19 protein-coding genes are annotated in these 18,552 nt (G+C 44.2%); 3 read left to right on the forward strand and 16 right to left on the reverse strand.

The genetic code is table 11. The features are described from left to right. Positions 1 to 466 precede the first annotated feature (466 nt). The 4 genes from HFD99_RS03720 to HFD99_RS03735 all read right to left on the reverse strand — a co-directional run bounded on the left by HFD99_RS03720 (position 467) and on the right by HFD99_RS03735 (position 3,874). A complete protein-coding gene (locus tag HFD99_RS03720; RefSeq protein WP_123797442.1) occupies positions 467 to 1,057 on the reverse strand; it encodes a restriction endonuclease in 591 nt (196 codons plus the stop codon). Positions 1,058 to 1,223: 166 nt separating this feature from the next. Beyond that, the gene (aspA, locus tag HFD99_RS03725; RefSeq protein WP_016821686.1) at positions 1,224 to 2,633 is read right to left on the reverse strand and encodes an aspartate ammonia-lyase; all 1,410 of its coding nucleotides are present in this window, start codon (positions 2,631 to 2,633) and stop codon (positions 1,224 to 1,226) included. Positions 2,634 to 2,832: 199 nt separating this feature from the next. Further along, entirely contained in the window at positions 2,833 to 3,363 is a 531-nt protein-coding gene (locus HFD99_RS03730) for a GNAT family N-acetyltransferase (RefSeq protein WP_031461863.1), read from the reverse strand. 106 nt (positions 3,364 to 3,469) lie between these two features. Beyond that, positions 3,470 to 3,874 (reverse strand): VOC family protein, encoded by a 405-nt coding sequence (locus HFD99_RS03735; protein WP_044788053.1) that lies wholly within the window; start codon positions 3,872 to 3,874, stop codon positions 3,470 to 3,472. 295 nt (positions 3,875 to 4,169) lie between these two features. Here HFD99_RS03735 and HFD99_RS03740 point away from each other — a divergent pair, with 295 nt between their 5' ends. Continuing rightward, the gene (locus tag HFD99_RS03740) at positions 4,170 to 5,324 is read left to right on the forward strand and encodes an aminotransferase A (RefSeq protein WP_019688116.1); all 1,155 of its coding nucleotides are present in this window, start codon (positions 4,170 to 4,172) and stop codon (positions 5,322 to 5,324) included. A 526-nt stretch (positions 5,325 to 5,850) separates the two neighbouring features. Here HFD99_RS03740 and HFD99_RS03745 read toward each other — a convergent pair. From HFD99_RS03745 to HFD99_RS03775, 7 genes are all read right to left on the reverse strand, one after another. Continuing rightward, positions 5,851 to 6,924 carry an ABC transporter substrate-binding protein gene (locus tag HFD99_RS03745; RefSeq protein WP_123797443.1) on the reverse strand — a complete coding sequence of 358 codons (1,074 nt, stop codon included), beginning with the start codon at positions 6,922 to 6,924 and terminating at the stop codon, positions 5,851 to 5,853. Continuing rightward, positions 6,921 to 7,742, reverse strand: coding sequence for an ABC transporter permease (locus HFD99_RS03750; protein WP_017428237.1), 822 nt, complete (start codon positions 7,740 to 7,742; stop codon positions 6,921 to 6,923). Before HFD99_RS03750 ends, HFD99_RS03745 begins: the two co-directional genes overlap by 4 nt. Continuing rightward, positions 7,732 to 8,544 carry an ABC transporter permease gene (locus HFD99_RS03755; RefSeq protein WP_016821692.1) on the reverse strand — a complete coding sequence of 271 codons (813 nt, stop codon included), beginning with the start codon at positions 8,542 to 8,544 and terminating at the stop codon, positions 7,732 to 7,734. The genes HFD99_RS03750 and HFD99_RS03755 overlap by 11 nt, the downstream gene beginning before the upstream one ends. Further along, entirely contained in the window at positions 8,534 to 9,643 is a 1,110-nt protein-coding gene (locus HFD99_RS03760) for an ABC transporter ATP-binding protein (RefSeq protein WP_016821693.1), read from the reverse strand. Before HFD99_RS03760 ends, HFD99_RS03755 begins: the two co-directional genes overlap by 11 nt. Before the next feature lie 75 nt (positions 9,644 to 9,718). Further along, positions 9,719 to 10,855, reverse strand: coding sequence for an N-acetyldiaminopimelate deacetylase (locus HFD99_RS03765; RefSeq protein WP_025365425.1), 1,137 nt, complete (start codon positions 10,853 to 10,855; stop codon positions 9,719 to 9,721). A 182-nt stretch (positions 10,856 to 11,037) separates the two neighbouring features. Further along, positions 11,038 to 11,751: a 2,3,4,5-tetrahydropyridine-2,6-dicarboxylate N-acetyltransferase gene (gene dapD, locus HFD99_RS03770; protein ID WP_013372273.1), complete on the reverse strand. Its 714-nt coding sequence runs from the start codon at positions 11,749 to 11,751 to the stop codon at positions 11,038 to 11,040. A 212-nt stretch (positions 11,752 to 11,963) separates the two neighbouring features. Further along, on the reverse strand, positions 11,964 to 12,869 hold the full coding sequence (locus tag HFD99_RS03775) for a hypothetical protein (RefSeq protein WP_123797444.1): 906 nt from the start codon (positions 12,867 to 12,869) through the stop codon (positions 11,964 to 11,966). A gap of 232 nt (positions 12,870 to 13,101) precedes the next feature. Here HFD99_RS03775 and HFD99_RS03780 point away from each other — a divergent pair, with 232 nt between their 5' ends. Beyond that, a complete protein-coding gene (locus HFD99_RS03780; RefSeq protein WP_019688120.1) occupies positions 13,102 to 14,046 on the forward strand; it encodes a DMT family transporter in 945 nt (314 codons plus the stop codon). Between the two features lie 79 nt (positions 14,047 to 14,125). Further along, complete coding sequence (locus tag HFD99_RS03785; RefSeq protein ID WP_039276154.1) at positions 14,126 to 14,989, forward strand: sulfurtransferase; 864 nt, start codon at positions 14,126 to 14,128, stop codon at positions 14,987 to 14,989. Between the two features lie 142 nt (positions 14,990 to 15,131). Here HFD99_RS03785 and HFD99_RS03790 read toward each other — a convergent pair whose 3' ends face one another. From HFD99_RS03790 to HFD99_RS03810, 5 genes are all read right to left on the reverse strand, one after another. Continuing rightward, positions 15,132 to 16,136, reverse strand: coding sequence for a phosphotransferase enzyme family protein (locus HFD99_RS03790; protein WP_039276155.1), 1,005 nt, complete (start codon positions 16,134 to 16,136; stop codon positions 15,132 to 15,134). Between the two features lie 36 nt (positions 16,137 to 16,172). Then, the gene (locus HFD99_RS03795) at positions 16,173 to 16,772 is read right to left on the reverse strand and encodes a YdeI/OmpD-associated family protein (protein ID WP_102998871.1); all 600 of its coding nucleotides are present in this window, start codon (positions 16,770 to 16,772) and stop codon (positions 16,173 to 16,175) included. 203 nt (positions 16,773 to 16,975) lie between these two features. Further along, entirely contained in the window at positions 16,976 to 17,236 is a 261-nt protein-coding gene (locus tag HFD99_RS03800; protein WP_017428245.1) for a hypothetical protein, read from the reverse strand. A gap of 146 nt (positions 17,237 to 17,382) precedes the next feature. Then, positions 17,383 to 18,006, reverse strand: a complete 624-nt coding sequence (locus HFD99_RS03805) for a class I SAM-dependent methyltransferase (RefSeq protein ID WP_123797445.1) — start codon at positions 18,004 to 18,006, stop codon at positions 17,383 to 17,385. A gap of 158 nt (positions 18,007 to 18,164) precedes the next feature. After that, positions 18,165 to 18,482: a hypothetical protein gene (locus tag HFD99_RS03810; protein WP_225164787.1), complete on the reverse strand. Its 318-nt coding sequence runs from the start codon at positions 18,480 to 18,482 to the stop codon at positions 18,165 to 18,167. Positions 18,483 to 18,552 lie beyond the last annotated feature (70 nt).

Genomic DNA, 18,552 nt, shown 5'->3' on the forward strand with positions numbered 1-18,552 from the left:
TTCTTTATGCTATCTCTTAGAAGCTAATTTATATGAACAATATCCCAACTGATCGTCATCTGTTGGAATATTCTCATATACATCTTTACTTTTATGCTTGTTTAGGCTATCAACTGCTAGTTACTTATGTAAAATCCATAACCTAAACTTCTGTAAAATTTGTATATAATTTATATACAAACAAAAATATATAACTCTATGCTCAAGGAATGCAAAGTTGATTTTACACATTATTATATTTTTTGAAAATATAAAGAACAAAATACATTTATATCAATTTTTATTTTTATAAATATAGCTTAAAACTTTCTAGTTCCAAGCACATTACTTGATTACCTCTCCCATCTTTATCGTCTACACCGTTCAAACCCAATTATTTATATGTATCTAGCCAGATAGTTAAGAGTATTTCAGAAAGGGGACAGGAACACCTGTCCCTAATCCCCGTTTCACTCCTCATATACTTTTATTTGGTTTTACTCCATTTGGAAACGACCACCTCTGCCCTACTTTCTATACGTTCCATGACCTCCTCACGACGTTTGGCTTTGAACAGGTCAATCATATCTATCAAATCATTGCGATCCAATAATTTAACTCCGTTAACAGCAGCAAGTGTTTTACAGGATTCTGTATAACGACCGGAGGTGATAACGATGGACTTGTCGGCCGCGTAATAACGCATAGAGGTGTAAATTTCCTGCACTGCGCCCAAGCCGACCGGATGTTGTACAGCATAACGCTTGGCCTGAATTACGACTCTGGCGCCTTCACGGTCTGTAAATACCAGATCTGCTCCAAAATCCCGGCTGCTGGTTGTTTTATAAATGTCCTTATAGCCTAATGCGGATAACAACCGCTGTAAGTAAAGCTCAAATTCCGAGCCATCTTCCATACGATCAATATCCTGAATTCCAATTTTGCGTGGGTCCAGATCACGTAAAATCCGATTCCGACGACCACGTATCATTCCCCTGATGATGAGCACAAGCAGTAATAGTAGTACAATAAGTCCTATTCCTAATTCCTTATATGCTGATAATTGCTCCAGCAGCATTCCTCTTCCCCTTTTCTACAGCAGGCTGCAAGCGGTATATTCCATAGCAGGGTTAGCGTTACCACCTATCACACTGACACGGTTTTACACAAAAGCAACCCCGCCGAATTCGACGGGGCTGCCTTCATTTTATCTCAAAGTTGCCTACATTCTAAACTCCGCAATATTATTCGCGATTCAGCAAAGATTCTCCGGCAATACCAGGCTGAGTCATTTGGTACGGGTCCAATATAATGTCCAATTCTTCCTCAGTCAGTACATTATATAGCAGACACAGCTCACGTACCGATTTGCCAGTCGTAATTGCTTCGCGGGCAATGCGTGATACGACCTCATATCCGAGGTGCGGATTGAGCGCTGTAATAATACCTACACTGTTCTCCACATATTCACGGCACCGCTCCACATTTGCTTCAATTCCTTCCACACAGTGAACACGGAAAACGTGGAAGCCCTGCTTCATAATTTCCAGTGATTGCAGCAAATTGTAGACAAGTACAGGCTCCATCACGTTCAGCTCCAGTTGGCCTGCCTCCGAAGCCAAGCAGATTGTATGATCATTACCAATGACCTGAAAGGCAATTTGATTAATGACTTCACACATCACTGGATTTACCTTGCCCGGCATAATGGATGATCCTGGCTGACGAGCAGGCAGACTCAGTTCTCCCAGACCAGCGCGTGGTCCAGAAGCCATCAAACGGATGTCATTGGCCACCTTGGACATATTCATCATACAAATTTTCAAGGCAGCGGACACTTCGGTATAGGCATCCGTATTTTGTGTGGCATCTACGAGGTTTTCGTCTGCTTCCACAGGAAAGCCACTAACCTCAGCCAGTACCTCAGCGACACGCTGAATATAACGACGGTCTGCATTCAGGCCGGTACCCACTGCAGTTGCGCCCATATTAATGGTTAGCAGGTGATCTTTGGTTGCACGAACGCGTCCGATATCACGGCCCAGCACACGAGCATAAGCCTGAAACTCCTGCCCTAATCGGATCGGCACTGCATCCTGCAAGTGGGTTCTACCCATTTTGATCACACTATCAAACTCAGTGGCCTTGCGGGAAAAAGCTTCCTGAAGCTCACTCATGGTGACTAACAGCTTATCTATCATACTTAATACAGCCAAATGTACAGCCGTAGGAAAAGCATCGTTCGTCGATTGCGCCATATTAACGTGATTATTAGGACTGATCTCCTGATAGTCTCCTCGCTGCTTACCGATCAGCTCCAGCGCCCTGTTTGCAATCACTTCATTTGTATTCATATTAATGGACGTGCCTGCGCCGCCCTGAATCGGATCGACGATAAAATGATCATGCAACTGTCCTTGAATAATCTCGTCAGCAGCCTGAATAATGGCCTCTGCTTTGGGGCGATGTAAACGGGTTAGTTCCATGTTTACCGTCGCTGCTCCCTTTTTTACGATCGCCATGGCTTTAATCAACTCAGGATGCAATCGTTGGCCTGTAATTGGAAAATTTTCTTTTGCTCTTAGAGTTTGTACACCGTAATAAGCATCTGACGGCACTTCCTTGGTTCCTAAAAAATCATGCTCCAGCCTCATATTCTTTGATTCCTCCGCTGTGTTTGCTACGTTCTTCAATTCAGTACAGTCAAATGACATAAAAAGATCTTTTCTGATTTCCTCTTCATTATACGTTCCGATTCCCGTGCTTTACCAGTCGAATAAACGCGGAAAAAGGTTATGTAATCCTATGACAAGTTATGATTTCCCGCAAATACCACGGTTATTCGGCAAATGCTCAGCTATGACTGGAATACGGATTTAATGGCTTATAATAATATCGAGTGGCGTGCAGCTGACCATCGGCTGATTGAGCGTAGTTCGGAATAACACCAGCTTCCACAAACCCGATCGACTCATATAATCTATTAGAAGGATCTCCCACCCGCGTATCCAGCACCAGTAGAGTTCTGTTATGACGCACTGCCTCTTCTTCGGCTGCCTTCATTAACTGTCGTGCGATCCCAAGCCTGCGTCCGGACGGATGCACCATAAGCTTTGCAATTTCTGCACGATGTGTAGCGTTCGCTTTTTGAGCCAACTGAAGCTGAACCGTCCCAACAGGTATTCCGTCCTTCTCGGCAATCCACAGAACTACACCGTCCTCAAGCACACTGTTCCAATAAGCTGCTGCCTCCTGATACCTCAGTGGCGGTAAGAAACCTATAGATGCACCATCAGCAACCACGTCGATCAACAGTCGGCTTAGTGAATCTGACAATACTTCGCTGAGCACTTGAACAGAGTATATTCTCACTTCGTTAGACATTGTAATTCCTCCTGATGAGTTCAATCACATGCAAGAAAGAAAGTAAACTATCTTTTTAGGATAGATTACTTTCCATGATACTTCGTTTGCTTAATCATCCTTACTTCTATGACTGCTCTGCCATATAAAAGAACTCCCATAGATGACCATCCAAATCCTGAAAACTCCAGCCATACATAAAACCATGATCTTGAGGCTCATTTGAGGGTTTGCCGCCTGCTTTCAAAGCTTTGTGAACGATCTCATCCACCTTTTCTCGGCTCTCCACCGATAGGGCAACAATCGCTTCTGTGCTTTTCGTGGCATCTGAAATTTCCTTTGAAGTGAACGCTTTAAAACGTTCTTCAACCAACAGCATGACAAAAATATGTTCACTAACAACCATGCAGGTTGCATGTTCATCTGTGAACTGAGCGTTGAATTCAAATCCGATGGTAGTGAAAAAATCAATGGAGTGTTGCAAGTTTTTAACTGGTAAATTCACAAAAATTTGTTTAGCTGTTACTCCCACGACATTTCACCTCTTCATTCTATTCATTCTACTTCTCCACAAAAGATAACTTAACTATCTTACAAAGTCAATCAAGCTGACATTTATCTAGTTCTGTGATCGTTAAGTCAATTGGCTTTGATCACTCCCCATTTTCCTTATGATTACGCTTACAAACATACCCTATATTTAAGATACCACAAATTAGCCAATTTAGTACCTGAATTATGTAAAAATGAATTCTTCTTGCCGTAGCAAAATCAGATCATATTATTGTAAACTTGTTCTAATACAGAAAAAGGTGGCATTACACACTATGGAGCATTTGCTTAACGATCAGGTTAAAAATATTCAAATCAGCGGCATCCGCAAAATCGCCAATAAAGTTGCCGCATTACCCGGAACTCTGTCATTAACGATTGGGCAGCCAGATTTCCCCACCCCTGCACATATTATGGAGGCTGCCCATCGGGCGATTGATGAAGGTCGGACCACGTATACACCTAATCCGGGACTACCGGAATTACGCGAAGCCGCAGCAGCGTTTGTAGATCGCAAATACGGCCTGAATTACCGAGGACAGGATGAGGTTATCGTGACGAACGGAGCCAGTGAAGCGCTGGATATTACCCTGCGCACGATTTTGTCACCCGGAGACGAAGTCATTCTACCTGTGCCGATCTACCCAGGATATGAGCCATTGATCCGTTTGTCAGGTGGGATTCCAGTGTTGGCTGACACCCGCAACAGCGGCTTCAAGCTAACGGCCGAGGTACTAGAGCCTTATCTGACTGAGCGGACAAAAGCAGTCATTCTCGGGTATCCTTCGAATCCAACCGGACGAGTAATGAGCCGCGAAGAGCTGGAAGCCGTCGCAGATTTGCTCAAGGAACGCGATTTGTTTATCATCTCGGATGAAATATACAGTGAACTGATTTACGATACACCGCACGTATCTATTGCAGTTCTTCCAGGTATGCGGGAGCGTACAGTCGTCATTAACGGTCTGTCCAAATCACATTCCATGACAGGATGGCGCATTGGTTTTACACTTGCACCTGCTGAAATCACACAGCACATGGTCAAAGTGCATCAATACAACGTGACCTGTGCTAGCTCAATTAGCCAATATGCAGCACTAGAAGCCCTGACCGCTGGGGTGGATGATGCACTTCCGATGCGCGATGAGTACCGCCGACGTCGCGACTATGTACACGGAAGACTGACTGATATGGGAATTCCACTGGAGAAGCCCGAAGGAGCCTTTTATCTTTTCCCTTCCATCGCCCATTTTGGATTAAGCTCGATGGACTTCACCTTAAAGCTGCTGGAAGAGCAAGGAGTGGCCGTCGTGCCGGGAGATGCCTTTTCTTCCTATGGCGAAGGTTACATTCGCTTATCTTACGCCTACGGACAGGATGTGCTGGAGCAAGGGTTGGATAAAATAGAGAGGTTTGTTAGAGGGTTGTAGGGAGTTAAGGTGGTTAGGGGCGCTACGCAGTCCATTTGATCTTCCAATCGCTGTTGCTGGGGGATTCTTTAATTGTATAAAACATTTATAGGTAAGAATCCCTCAGCAAAGGCGAACGCTGCCGCTTCTCCAGATTCAATTGGCCCGCTTCGCTCGCTGCCCGCCTTAAAGTCCCACAATTTTCTAAGGTATGTGAAGTGGTAGGGTTAAAGACATTACTTACCGCTTCGCGCGGTGAGTACACAAAAAAGGCCCTAGAACCACCTACGTTGGTGGTTCTAGGGCCTTTTCACTCTTCCCCTACTCCCTTACCGTCGGCGTGGGGGATTCATAGGTACGTGGCTTTAAGCACGGCGCAGCGGAGGGGGCGGAATGGTGCTGGACAAGCGAAGCGGTCGCCTTTAAATTCCGATTTTCACCTTTACATATTCAATCATAAAAATCGGAATTTAACAGCGATGGTAAGCACCATCCGCCTCCGCAGCGGCCTCTAAAGCACCATTCCCTGATCCACAACGCCACTCCCCTACTTTAAATGCATTTTGAATTGCAGGAACAATTCATTATAGTGAGCGAGCATTCGCTTACCCAGATTGTTGTATACTTCCAGCTTATCTGTAATTTCAGATGGAGGATAGAAACGCTCATCGCCAGAAATATCCTCAGGCAGCAATTTCTTTGCATCCTTGTTTGGCGTGGAGTAACCTACAAACTCGGCATTTTGAGCGGCTACATCGGGCTGCATCATAAAATTGATAAATTTATGAGCCGCGTCCACATGGGTGGCCGTTTTTGGAATAACTATATTATCGAACCACAGGTTGGACCCTTCATCTGGCACGACGTAATCCAGCTTATCATTCTGATCCATGATTTCGGAAGCATCACCGGACCATACAACTCCAGCAGCAGCTTCCTCGTTGGCCAGCAGCATTTTAATCTCATCGCCAACCACTGCCTTGACATTGGGTGCTAGCTTCTCCAGCTTCGTCAAAGCTTGCTGCAAATGCGCCTGGTTCGTATCATTCAAGGAATAGTGGAGACTGTTCAGCGACATGCCCATAATCTCCCTAGCTCCATCAACTAGCAACAGATTATTACGCAGCTTCGGGTCCCATAGGCCATCCCAGCTATGAAAATCAATGCCCTTCGTTAGCTCCGGGTTAAAGACAATCCCGACTGTACCCCAAAAATACGGAACCGAATATTGGTTATCCGGATCAAACGAAAGGTTTAGATAATGAGCATCTACATGCTTCAAATTCGGTAGTTTGCTGTGGTCCAATGGGAGCAACAGATGCTCCTGCTTCATTTTAGCCAACGCGTATTCCGAGGGAACCGCTACATCAAATGAAGTTCCCCCCTGCTCGATTTTCGTCAGCATCGCTTCATTGGAATCAAATGTTTGATAAATGACGGTAATGCCCGTCTCCTTCTGAAACCGTTCCAGCAGCTCAGGATCAATGTAGTCTCCCCAGTTGTACACCGTCAGTGTGTTACCACCGGAGTAGCCTTGGCTGGAGTTCAGCCACGCTGCCACGCCCATCAGACCAAACGAGATAATGAAAATGGACAGAAACACGCGCACAAGCGACTTCATCTAGGCACCCCCATTTCCGCCGCAGGCTCTTTTTTACTATTACGATTCGCCTTGCGCATGATAAAGTAGTAGCCCACCACCAGCAGCACAGTAAACAGGAATATGAGCGTGGACAGCGCATTGATGGACAAGGAAACCCCTTGACGGGCACGTGAGTATATTTCCACTGATAAGGTCGAATAGCCACTGCCAGTCACAAAAAAGGTCACCGCAAAATCATCCAGCGAGTACGTTAACGCCATAAAAAAGCCTGCATAAATTCCTGGCTTGATAAAGGGCAAAATCACCTTGGTTAGCACATCCAGCCGGCTGGCACCCAAATCACGCGCGGCATCGACCAGAGATGGACTCATTTCCTGAAGCCGTGGCAAAATCATAATGACCGCAATCGGCACACTAAACGCAATATGGGATAACAAAACAGAGTAAAAACCCAGCTTAATCCCAACCATCGTGAACAAAATGAGGAAGGAAGCGCCAATAATAACGTCCGGGTTCACGATTAGTACATTGTTGAGCGACAGCAGCGTATTTTTGACTCGACGGTTCTGCATCTGATGAATAGCCAGCGCACCCATGATCCCAATTATCGTAGCCAATGCAGACGACAGCAAAGCAATCACCAAAGTGTTAATGACAATAATGATCAAACGGGTGTCTGCGAACACCTCTTTGTAATATTGAAGTGTAAAGCCTTCAAACTCGTGCATGGTCCCGCCGCTGTTGAAGGAATAGTACATCAAATACAAAATAGGTGCATACAACACGAGAAAAACTATCACCAAATAAATATTTCCGAATCGGTTTTTATTTGCCATGCCGCACCCTCCGTTTCGTTCGCGAGGTGAGCAGCATAATGATCGCCATCGCCAAAATCAGGAACACAGCAACTGTAGAGCCCATACCCCAGTCCTGAGTAACCAGAAAATGCTGCTCTATCGCCGTTCCCAGCGTAATCACACGGTTACCCGCAATCAGACGGGTAATCATAAACAGCGACAGCGCTGGAATAAACACAGCCATACAGCCGGATCGCACACCCGAAAGTGTTAACGGGAAAATAACCCTGCGAAACGCGGTCCATTTGGAGGCTCCCAAATCACGGGCAGCGTCCAGCAGTGAAGGATTCAAGCCTTCCAACGCGTTATAGATGGGCAAAATCATAAAAGGCACAAAAATATACACAGATACAAACACAAAGCTGGAGCTGGTAAACAATATTTGCTGACCACCCAACCCAACCATTCCTAGCACCGCATTCACCGGACCATAGGTTCCGAAAATCCCGATAAAAGCATACGTTTTGAGCAACAAGTTAATCCAGGTTGGCAAAATAATGAGCAACAGCCACAGCTGCTTATGCTTGGTGCGAGTAAGTAAATAGGCCGCCGGATACGCCACGAGCAGTGAACATACCGTAATCAGAAATGCATACCAAAACGAGCTAAGCGTCATGCTTAAGTAAACAGGTGTCAGAAACTGAGCGTAGTTGCTGAATGTGAGATGACCATCCACATCAAATAGTGAATAGTAAAATACAAGGACAACTGGCGCCGCCACGAACAGCACAATCCATAAATAGTAAGGCAGCAGATACGCTGCTCTTGTATTACCGGACATGCTGATCCACCTCTTCATAGGCTTCCAGACGTCGATCAAATTCTTCCTCTGTCTCCCCAAAGCGCATGACATGAATGGCTTCCGGGTCAAATTTCAGGCCGATTTCACTTCCCAGCTCCGCCTTTTTGGTAGAATGCACGAGCCATTCCTGTCCTGAATCATCATAGCAGCTTATTTCATAGTGAACACCACGGAACAATTGAGTATCCACCTTTACCCGCAGCTTGCCTTCAGCAACACTCGTAATCTCCAAATCCTCGGGCCGGATCACAATTTCAATCGGTTCGTTCGGACGCAATCCTCCGTCAACACATTCAAACTGTCGACCGTTAAATTCCACTTGATAATCCGCGATCATACGTCCAGGAACAATATTCGATTCGCCGATAAAGTCAGCCACAAATCGATTAATCGGCTCATCATAGATATCATTTGGCGTGCCGCTCTGCTCAATCTTGCCTTTGTTCATGACAAAAATTTCGTCTGACATGGCCAGCGCTTCCTCCTGATCATGCGTAACGAATATAAAAGTGATTCCCAGGCGCTGCTGCATTTCACGCAAAATATACTGCATTTCTGTCCGCAGCTTTAAATCCAGTGCCGACAAAGGTTCATCCAGTAAGAGAACATCAGGCTCATTGACGATAGCCCGTGCAATCGCTACACGCTGACGCTGCCCCCCGGACATCTCGGAAATTTCCCGTTCACCGTAGCCTTCCAGATTGACAAAGGACAACGCCTGTGTCACCTTTTCCTGAATGTCCTTTTTGTTCATCTTTTTGATTCGCAGACCAAAGGCGACATTTTCAAACACGTTCAGATGTGGAAATAGCGCATAATCCTGAAAAACCGTATTGACCTGCCGCTCATTGGCCGGAACACGATTAATGAGTTTATCATTCAAATAAATAGAGCCTTCTGTCGGCTCTGCAAAACCTGCAATCATACGCAAAATTGTCGTTTTACCACAACCGGAAGGGCCCAGCAGTGTATAAAACTTACCACGCTCAATCTCAAAGCTGACATCCGCCAGCACTGGGGGATCGTTGTCATATTGTTTGGTCACCCGCTCAAATCGGATGATGGTTTGCTCTCCCATAACACCCTCCTTCAAAAATTCGACTTCATTCCATTACATTCTCTTCATTAAACATAATTATTCAGACCGTATCATTCACCCTTGAGACTTCCATGTAAAATAGTCTGTCAGCACGCGGATGGCTACCTCAATGGCTTCCTCTGCAGGCTCCAGCTTGGCATGATGCAAGCCATAAGGCGTATCCACGCCAAGCCAGAACATCAGACCGGGAATTCGCTCCAGGAAATACCCGAAGTCCTCTCCCGTCATCGCTTCTCCGCATTCAACAAGCTGCACATCCTGCCGATTACTAACCCATTTCATGAATTCCTCAGTCACCTTGGCTTCATTGTACACTTGCAAATAATTGGAGCCATAATGAATCTCCGCTTGACATTCAAACCCAGCTTCCACACCGCGCACCAGCGCCTCAATCCGCGATTTAACCAGCGTCATCGTATCGGCAGACAGCGTACGGATTGTACCTTCCAAACGAGCGGTTTCCGCAATAATGTTCTGCTTCGTGCCTCCACTAACCTTGCCAACGGTAATGACTGCTGCATCCAGTGGGTTCACGTTACGGGCTACCACCGTCTGTAATTGCCCTACCAGCTGGCAAGCAGCTACTACCATATCATTCGCCTTGTGTGGATAAGCAGCATGTCCGCCCGTACCCTTGAGATCGATGAAAAGCTCTGATGTATTGGCAAACAGGATACCCGGGCGAGTAGCAATTGTGCCTACAGGATATTCTGGTGCAACATGCAATGCGACAATTTCATCCGGCATCCAGTCGGCCAACTCCGTGCTGTCCCGCATAGGCAAGGCTCCACCAGGTCCTTCCTCCGCAGGTTGAAACAACACGACCAGATCATCCTTCATCGGATGACTCGCAAAGTGAGTCACAATTCCCAATCCAATCGTCATATGTAAGTCGTGTCCACAAGCATGCATGTAGCCAGGATGGGTCGAACGGAAATCGTAACCCGTCTCTTCCTCAATCGGTAAACCATCCATATCACAACGATATCCATAGCGACGCTTAGGAGCCGTTCCATGAATGAATACTAACACGCCCGTACGCCATGTACGAATCTCCAGCCGCTCCTGAGGGAGCGTTTCCAAGTAGTTCAGCAAGTATCGTTGTGTTTTATATTCCTCAAATCCTGGTTCGGGAATTTGATGCAGATCCCTTCGTATTTGAACAAAAGAACGATAATCGGCTGTGCTCATTTTGCTGCTACGCCTCCTCTTTATAGCTCATCAGCTCTTATCTGGCAAAAGAATAAAAGGACAAAAGCCCGGCGCAGCCGCCGAGCCTTGTCCGTTGTGCTTCGTCCCTAAGTTATGCTGTCAGTGCATCATGCTCCTGACAAGGAATCGTTCACCTTTGGTACATAAAGAACTTTGCCTTCTTACAGAACGCGCAGTTCTTTCAAAATCTCAGTTTTGGATTTGGTCTTGTCATCGACCTGTTTGATTACACGTGCAGGTGTACCCGCTACTACGGAGTATGGAGGCACATCTTCAGTTACAACCGCTCCGGCTGCGACAACTGCACCTTTACCAATGCGTACGCCTTCCAGTACAACCGAGTTCGCACCGATCAATACTTCGTCTTCTACGATTACAGGCTGTGCGGATGGTGGCTCAATGACACCTGCAAGGACAACGCCTGCACCGATGTGGCACATGTTGCCTACTTTAACACGACCGCCAAGTACAGCATTCATATCAATCATGGTGCCTTCACCAATCGTAACGCCAATGTTAATCACTGCACCCATCATAATGACTGCGTTGTTACCGATGCCTACCATATCGCGGATATAGGCGCCTGGCTCAATGCGTGCATTAATGCCTTTCAGATCCAGCATAGGAACAGCGGAGTTACGGCGGTCATTTTCCACCACATAATCTTCTTCTTTAGCGTTTGCGCTATCCAGTACCGGCTTGATATCGGCCCAATCACCAAATACCACACCGCTGTCTCCAGAAATAAAAGCTTGAACGTTCTCGCCAAAAGATGCGGAAGCCAAAGCCCCTTTTACATATACTTTAACAGGCGTCTTTTTCTTGCTGTTTTTAATCACGTTGATGACTTCTTGTGTATTCATTTCGATGGACATATTAAATCTAACAACTCCTTCATCGCTTCATACGACTTCGCAAGCCGGAATGATCTTATTCTCTCATCCTTTATAGCACAAAAGTGCAGGTCTCGCAATTACAGATTAGATCTTTGAAGCGCTAACCTTGTACCTAAAACAACAAGCTTCAGCAATTTGGCAGCCTTAAATTCATGATTATCGGCCAGCGATCATCCTAATTTTAATCAGGATTATTTATTAGCTTGCAGGCTCTCCAGCGATGTATAAATGAAGGATTCGAATCCTTCAGCAGGCTCCCCTTGTGGAATATTCACTTTCACGCTGAAAGCGCCCGTAGTATTTTCCACAACAATATACTGTTGTGTAATCTTCGAACCGTTCGCTTGCAAGAACAGACGGCTGCTGGTCAGCGCTTTAGGCACGTCTGCTTTGTCCAGCTTTTGCACCTTGCCAATGGAAGCCAACTCCTTCTCGCCTTCTTTTTGAAGCTCATCTAAATTAAAGTTGGAGGGCAACTTCGTAATTTCGGCGTAATAGTTATCATCCACCGCTAAGGCGACACGGTTTTGATCTGGGAACAGGGACATCGGATCAAACACATACAGCGAATAGCCCTCTCCCTTTGCCAAGGTTGCTGTCTGCTTTTCCTTTTTCCCTTCAAGGGTAAGCTCAAAAGTTTGAGTTTTCGCGCGTTCCCCGCCTACTTGTTGACCAGAACTTCCGTTTTGATTGCCATCTGTTGCAGCCTCTGTCTTTTGTATTTTCGTTAAAGTCAGTTGCTTCGCTGTCGCGTCGCCCTCTACTGCTTGTTCGTTATATTCAAACGCTACTGGATCACCTTCTTTAAGTCCAGCTATTACCGTATCCATCCCCTCCCCTAATTGGAAGGATTGGGCTTCGCCGTTGGTTTCAATCTCTACCGTATGTGGGTCAGCAGCTCCGTTGTATACACCTGTGCCTTTTTTAACCTGCGGTTCAGCAACCGGCTCTGGTGCGACTTGCGGCTGTTGCGTTTGCGGTTGGTCTGCCCCTGAAGGTGCATTGTTATTGGTTTGCGGTTTCGTACCACAGGCTGATAGAGCCAGCACTGCCACGACAGTCAGTAGTATGATTGAAAATGTGTTATGTTTTTTCATAAAATCCACCTCCACTATGTTAGACGAGCTTGTGCAGCAAAAGTTCTATGCAGCATCTCACTTAAAATCCTCCCTCTCGCTCCCGTTGATTATATTCTCAGTATTTTGCAAAATCCTAATACCATGGGAATGCCAGGTACGGTATAATGAGCTATATTAAACCTCATTTTCGAGATACCGTTAGAAAGAATTTTAACGTATTTATTTTCTTTCATACGGATGGAGCTGCCACATGAATCAAGCACACAAACCGTCGTTTTCCTTTGAATTATTGTACATCATAGGTATTATCGCTATTTCGTTCTCCTCGATCTTCGTCAGATGGTCTGAAGCCGAGGTGTCCGTCATCGCTATGTACCGTCTGTACCTGACCAATCTTCTGATGCTGCCATTGGTCTGGAAATACCGCACCGAGCTATTCAGCCTCACTCGCAAGCAATGGATGCTGATCCTCTGGTCCGGAATCGCGCTAGGGCTGCATTTCTTGCTGTGGATGGGCTCGCTGCGACTGACCACCGTTGCAAGCTCTACCGTTATTATGACATTGGAACCGATCCTTGTCATGCTCGGTTCTTTTTTGTTTTTCCGGACAGGCACGAATCGCGCTATGCTCTTCGGAATGGGTATGGCCTTTGTCGGCTCACTGGCCATCGGCGCAGGGGATTTTCATGTCTCAGGACAAGCTCTGCTCGGAGATGCACTGTCCTTCTTGGGCATGATCGCCGTGTCCATCCACATGCTAATGGGCAAGCATCTACGCGAGCATTTGAGCGCTTTTGTCTATAACTTTTGGGTTTTTATCATCGCAGCCACATCGCTTGCGCTGTATAATGTGGTCAATGCTATACCTTTTACTGGATATGCGCCACGGGAATGGGGGCTGTTCCTGCTGCTTGCCATAGTGCCTACGCTGTTCGGACATTACCTGTTTAACTGGCTTCTCAAATACATAAACGCCACCGCGGTGTCGATGGCGGTACTCGGTGAGCCTGTTATTTCTTCCCTGCTGGCATGGGTGCTGCTCGGGGAAAGGCTGTCTGCCTTGCAGTTTGGTGCAGGCTTTTTCATTCTGTTTGGAGTATGGGTTTTCATCCGATACGGAACGGATTTTAAAAAGCAAGTTGTCCACCAAAGTGAAATGCCTGACAATGAGCCCCCCCTGAAGGTTAGCTCTTAGCTTATTACCCCATTTTCATAAACCATACTCATTGTAATGGATTAAATTTACTGATAAAAAAAGGAAGGCGGAATCCTCTATGAAATCCATCGTATCCAAACGCTGGCTGCTGGCCCGATTGTATGAACCAGACATAATCATTGCTGACTGCCGTTCCGTGCTCGGACAAGCCGGGGCTGGACGGACCGAATTTAATGAAGACCACATTCCTGGGGCGGTTCACTTCGATTTGGAAGAAGACCTCACCGCTCCTCTAGGCGAGCATGGTGGTCGCCATCCACTACCTGATGTAGATACACTTGCTGCACGTCTGAGCCGTGCCGGGATCAATGCAGGTTCACGCATCGTCGCTTATGATGACCAAGGGGGGATGATGGCCTCCCGCTTCTGGTGGCTGCTGCGCTACCTTGGTCATGAGCAGGTATACGTACTGGAAGAAAGCTACAGCGCTTGGAAGGAAGCAAAATTCCCCGTTACGGCAGACCAGCCGATTCGCATTCCCTCGACCTTTGTGGCAAATATTCAGCCACAAATGCTCACAAGTATGAAAGAAATACAACGTATATCCGAAGCTTCTGTTCCTGTTGGCTCCTATATCGGTTTTTCACCTATATTGATCGACTCCAGAGAACGACCGCGCTACCTGGGACTGGAAGAGCCTATAGATCAAGCAGCGGGGCATATCCCCGGTGCGGTGAATTTCTTCTGGAAAGAGGTCTTGGACGAAAAGGGGGTATTTAAAAATGCAGAGCAGTTGAAACAGCATTTCTCTGATCTTGATCAGGATGCTGAGATCATCGTATATTGCGGATCAGGCGTATCCGCCTGCCCGAATGTTCTGGCCTTGAATGAGGCAGGATTTAGTAATGTGAGACTCTATCCAGGAAGCTGGAGCGATTGGATCAGCTATGAGGAAAATCCGGTGGCGACCGGAGAGGAATAATCCGTTTTTAACGGATATAAAGGTTTTAAAGACAAACCCACTGCCTTAAGCGGTTAGACTCATGGCAGTGGGTTTGCTTTATTTATGTAAAGGATCTCTAGGTTGATTTCGGAATATAGTTATCATTAGCTTTGCATACTAATTAAAATATAGGGTTTAATTCCAACCACTTTTGAAGCAGTTTAATATCTTCATCTACATTTCTGATGACAGCAGAATCTCCCCAAGTATTTGGAAGATAAGAAATGTATAGAGTGCCAATATTAAATATTCTTCTGAAGGGAATAAAGAGAGCAATAGAATCTACTTCACTTTGGCTCATAGCTCTAATCTTGTTATATCCATTTAAGAATTGATATTTTCGTTCTTCTCTCTTTTTTAATTTCGTTTCGTCACATCCCATGCCAAATGGGAAAGCATACATAGATATGTCATATGCTCTCCATCCATTTCCACAGAAATCAAAATCAAAAAGGATAGGATTGCAGTTAGCGTCAACTCGGATATTCCCACTATATATGTCGCCGTGGCATATACCATATTGCGGTTTTCCAACAGTTAAACACTCTAGTTTATCGCTCACATTCTTTGCAACTTCCTCTAAAAAATGCAGGTCAAAATCATGAATGGTTGAGAACTGTCTGATAGCATCCATAGAATTATCTATAAATGAGGCAGCATCTAGATTCCATCGTTTTTTTCCAAGCTCATATTTGTCCCAAGCATTATGAATTGTAGCGATATAACTACCTAATCTCTCATTTAATTCAGCCGTTTCCTCAATTTGATTAAACTCATGTTTTCCAACAGACGTATATAGCACTCCATACCTTATCCCATTTGCAGTGTTGAACTGTGAAATAAATTTTCCATCATGTCTTGTAACTGGTGTAGTGATTTCAATGCCTGATAATTTTAGGTGATTGAGCAAATCTACCTCTGCTTGTATTTCTTCCATGCCCCTGATCCCTTTACGGTATACCTTAAAGAAATACTCTTTTTCGTCTGTACTAACTCTATATATGTCATGTATGCCTCTATAAAATAACCGGCATTTAAGTAAGCTATAAGAAAAATATTCCCTTGAAATGTACTCACGAAGTGCATCGGCAGATAGTACAGATATCTCCAACGGAAAAATATCCAAATGAATATCTCCCTTCAATTTTATTTCTCATCGAATTTATCGATCATTTAATCCCTTTCCTGCGAGAATGTCCTGCATACATTTTTCAATCCTCGATTCCCGAGTTTTAGATTGTTTGGGCGCAGAAAAATGCATAATGTATGCTCTTTGTCGTCCCGGCGTCAATGCAGCAAAAGCAGTTTTCAAAGCAGGATTTTCATCTAATTTAGCTTGAAATTCTTCAGGAAAAATAAGTTCTGTATTCTTTTTAAAATCCACTTTCAAACCGGCTTTTTCCACTTCAACGGCTTCAATAATATAGGCTTTCAAGATGGTTTCCATCTCAACAATTTCTTCAACATTCGTGAACCGAATCTGCCGCCCTGCCTGCGTATCCTCCCCAGGTTTGATCAGAATACCATTAGGGTCTTTTAACAAAGCACCTTTGAAAAACATAAGCGCACAGTGTTCTTTAAAGCCTTGTATTATAGCTATGTTACTATTCTGAAACATGTAACAAGGTTTACCCCACTTCAGTTCTTCAGTGAGCTGGCAGTCAAGCATGATTGCTCTCAACTTCTCCATTTCCGCCTTCCATTTGTTCACTTTTCCTAAATACACATCAACCTTAGGATTCATTTCCTCTCTATTTGTCATGTTAGCTCCCCCCTTATGTTTTTGCTCATCATGTTTATGTATAAATATTTACAGAAAATTGATTTTCGATACGAATACAGAAGAAATCACGATATCAAGGGCAAAGCCGAAACGTATATTTTTTATTATACGAATTCAGTCAATCGAAGAATAGCCGTCACATTGCTATATTTATTATATGTTCACCTCATCCCATCTATAAATTACATAACCCAAACTTCTTCGTTCACTTCTCTTGTCTTTATTTTCTCACTCCAACTCATTATTCTTGAGAATTCTACCGCACCCAATACTCCCCATAGCAATGGAAAGAATAGAAATATGGCATTTACCAAAGACAATAATATACCCATCCCTACATCATCCATTGTTCTTATTGATTTAAAACAAATGTGCACCACTAGTGTCAGACTAAATAATCCCAAGCCTATAATACTTACTATTGGTTTGTCTTGCATTCTCATTTTTTTATTCCCTTCGGTTCTTCGGTTCCAATTACATATAACGATCTGTATGCACGATGTCCTAGCGTTTAAGGACTAACAGTCCGGCTGCCACTTGCGGCAGTTAAGCGGTAGGGTGTGTCTGTTGAATTACTTTCCCGAAATGGCTAATCAATATTTTGAACAACTATATATCTTAATTTATATTCTTGTTGTTTTTCTGCATGTGTCAGATATTCTTTTATGGAACCCGTTTCTAATATATTCAAATCATTAAAATGTTCAATTAAATTTTCTTCAGTAAAGAAGTGAGCATATTTCCCTTTCTTGTATTCATATGTTCCTTCCTCAACTTTTCTACCCACACCATTATTAAAATCGCGATCAGAAAAACACGTAAAAAACATCACCCCCTGTTCCTTCAAATGCATCACACAATTCTGTATCAGTTTTTTTCGGTCTTCCAACAAAAATAAATGTAATAAATCATAACAATATATGCCGTCATACCTTTTGCTTGTACGAAACTCTAACACCGATTCTCGAATAAAATTCGTTTTTAAATCCCATTCTTTTGCTAGATCTATAGCTGAACTAGATATCTCAATTCCATCAACCTGAAAACAAGAAGAGAACATCTTAGTATTTCTCCCATATCCAGCACCAGGAACCAATATATGATGTGCATTATTCTTTTTGAACAAATCTATAGCTTGCGTTACAGTTTGACTTGGTTCACAACCCCAAATCATTCCTTCTTCAGCAAACCTTTTGTTCCAATAATCTCTCATATTATTCACCTGCCTATATACTCACATAGCTCTTCTTTTAAGCTCATCAATCTGTCTTATATGATGTTGATCATGCCAGATAAAATCTCTTAGATAAGATATTACAGTAAACTTCCCGTCAGCATATTCTTTAGTAAACTTATCATCTTCCAAACTCTCTATGCTCTGCAATTCATGTTACGGTACTGAATAGTCATTTCAATTAATTCTTCCTTCGTTTTTGTTTTTCCAAATTCAACAGCATCCTGATTAAATTGATTAAAATCAATATGTGTTAATGTCAAAGGCGTATTGTTTAATATCGGATGTATGGCTGCTTCATAAAAGTATTTATCCCACAGCAATATATGACTTACGATATCGTGAACTGACCATTTATCTTCGGCAATCTTTATTTGCCAATCCATTTCACGAATCTCAGAAACAAAACATATCCATTCCTTAAACTCCTCTAGTAACTGCGACTTTTCATTCATGGTTTCCACACCCCTCTTTTCAGATTTGCGTTAGTTAGAATAACGTATTTGTATTCATGGACCCCAAAGA

The sequence above is a fragment of the Paenibacillus sp. EKM301P genome (assembly GCF_011800295.1).
GTDB lineage: Bacteria > Bacillota > Bacilli > Paenibacillales > Paenibacillaceae > Paenibacillus > Paenibacillus polymyxa.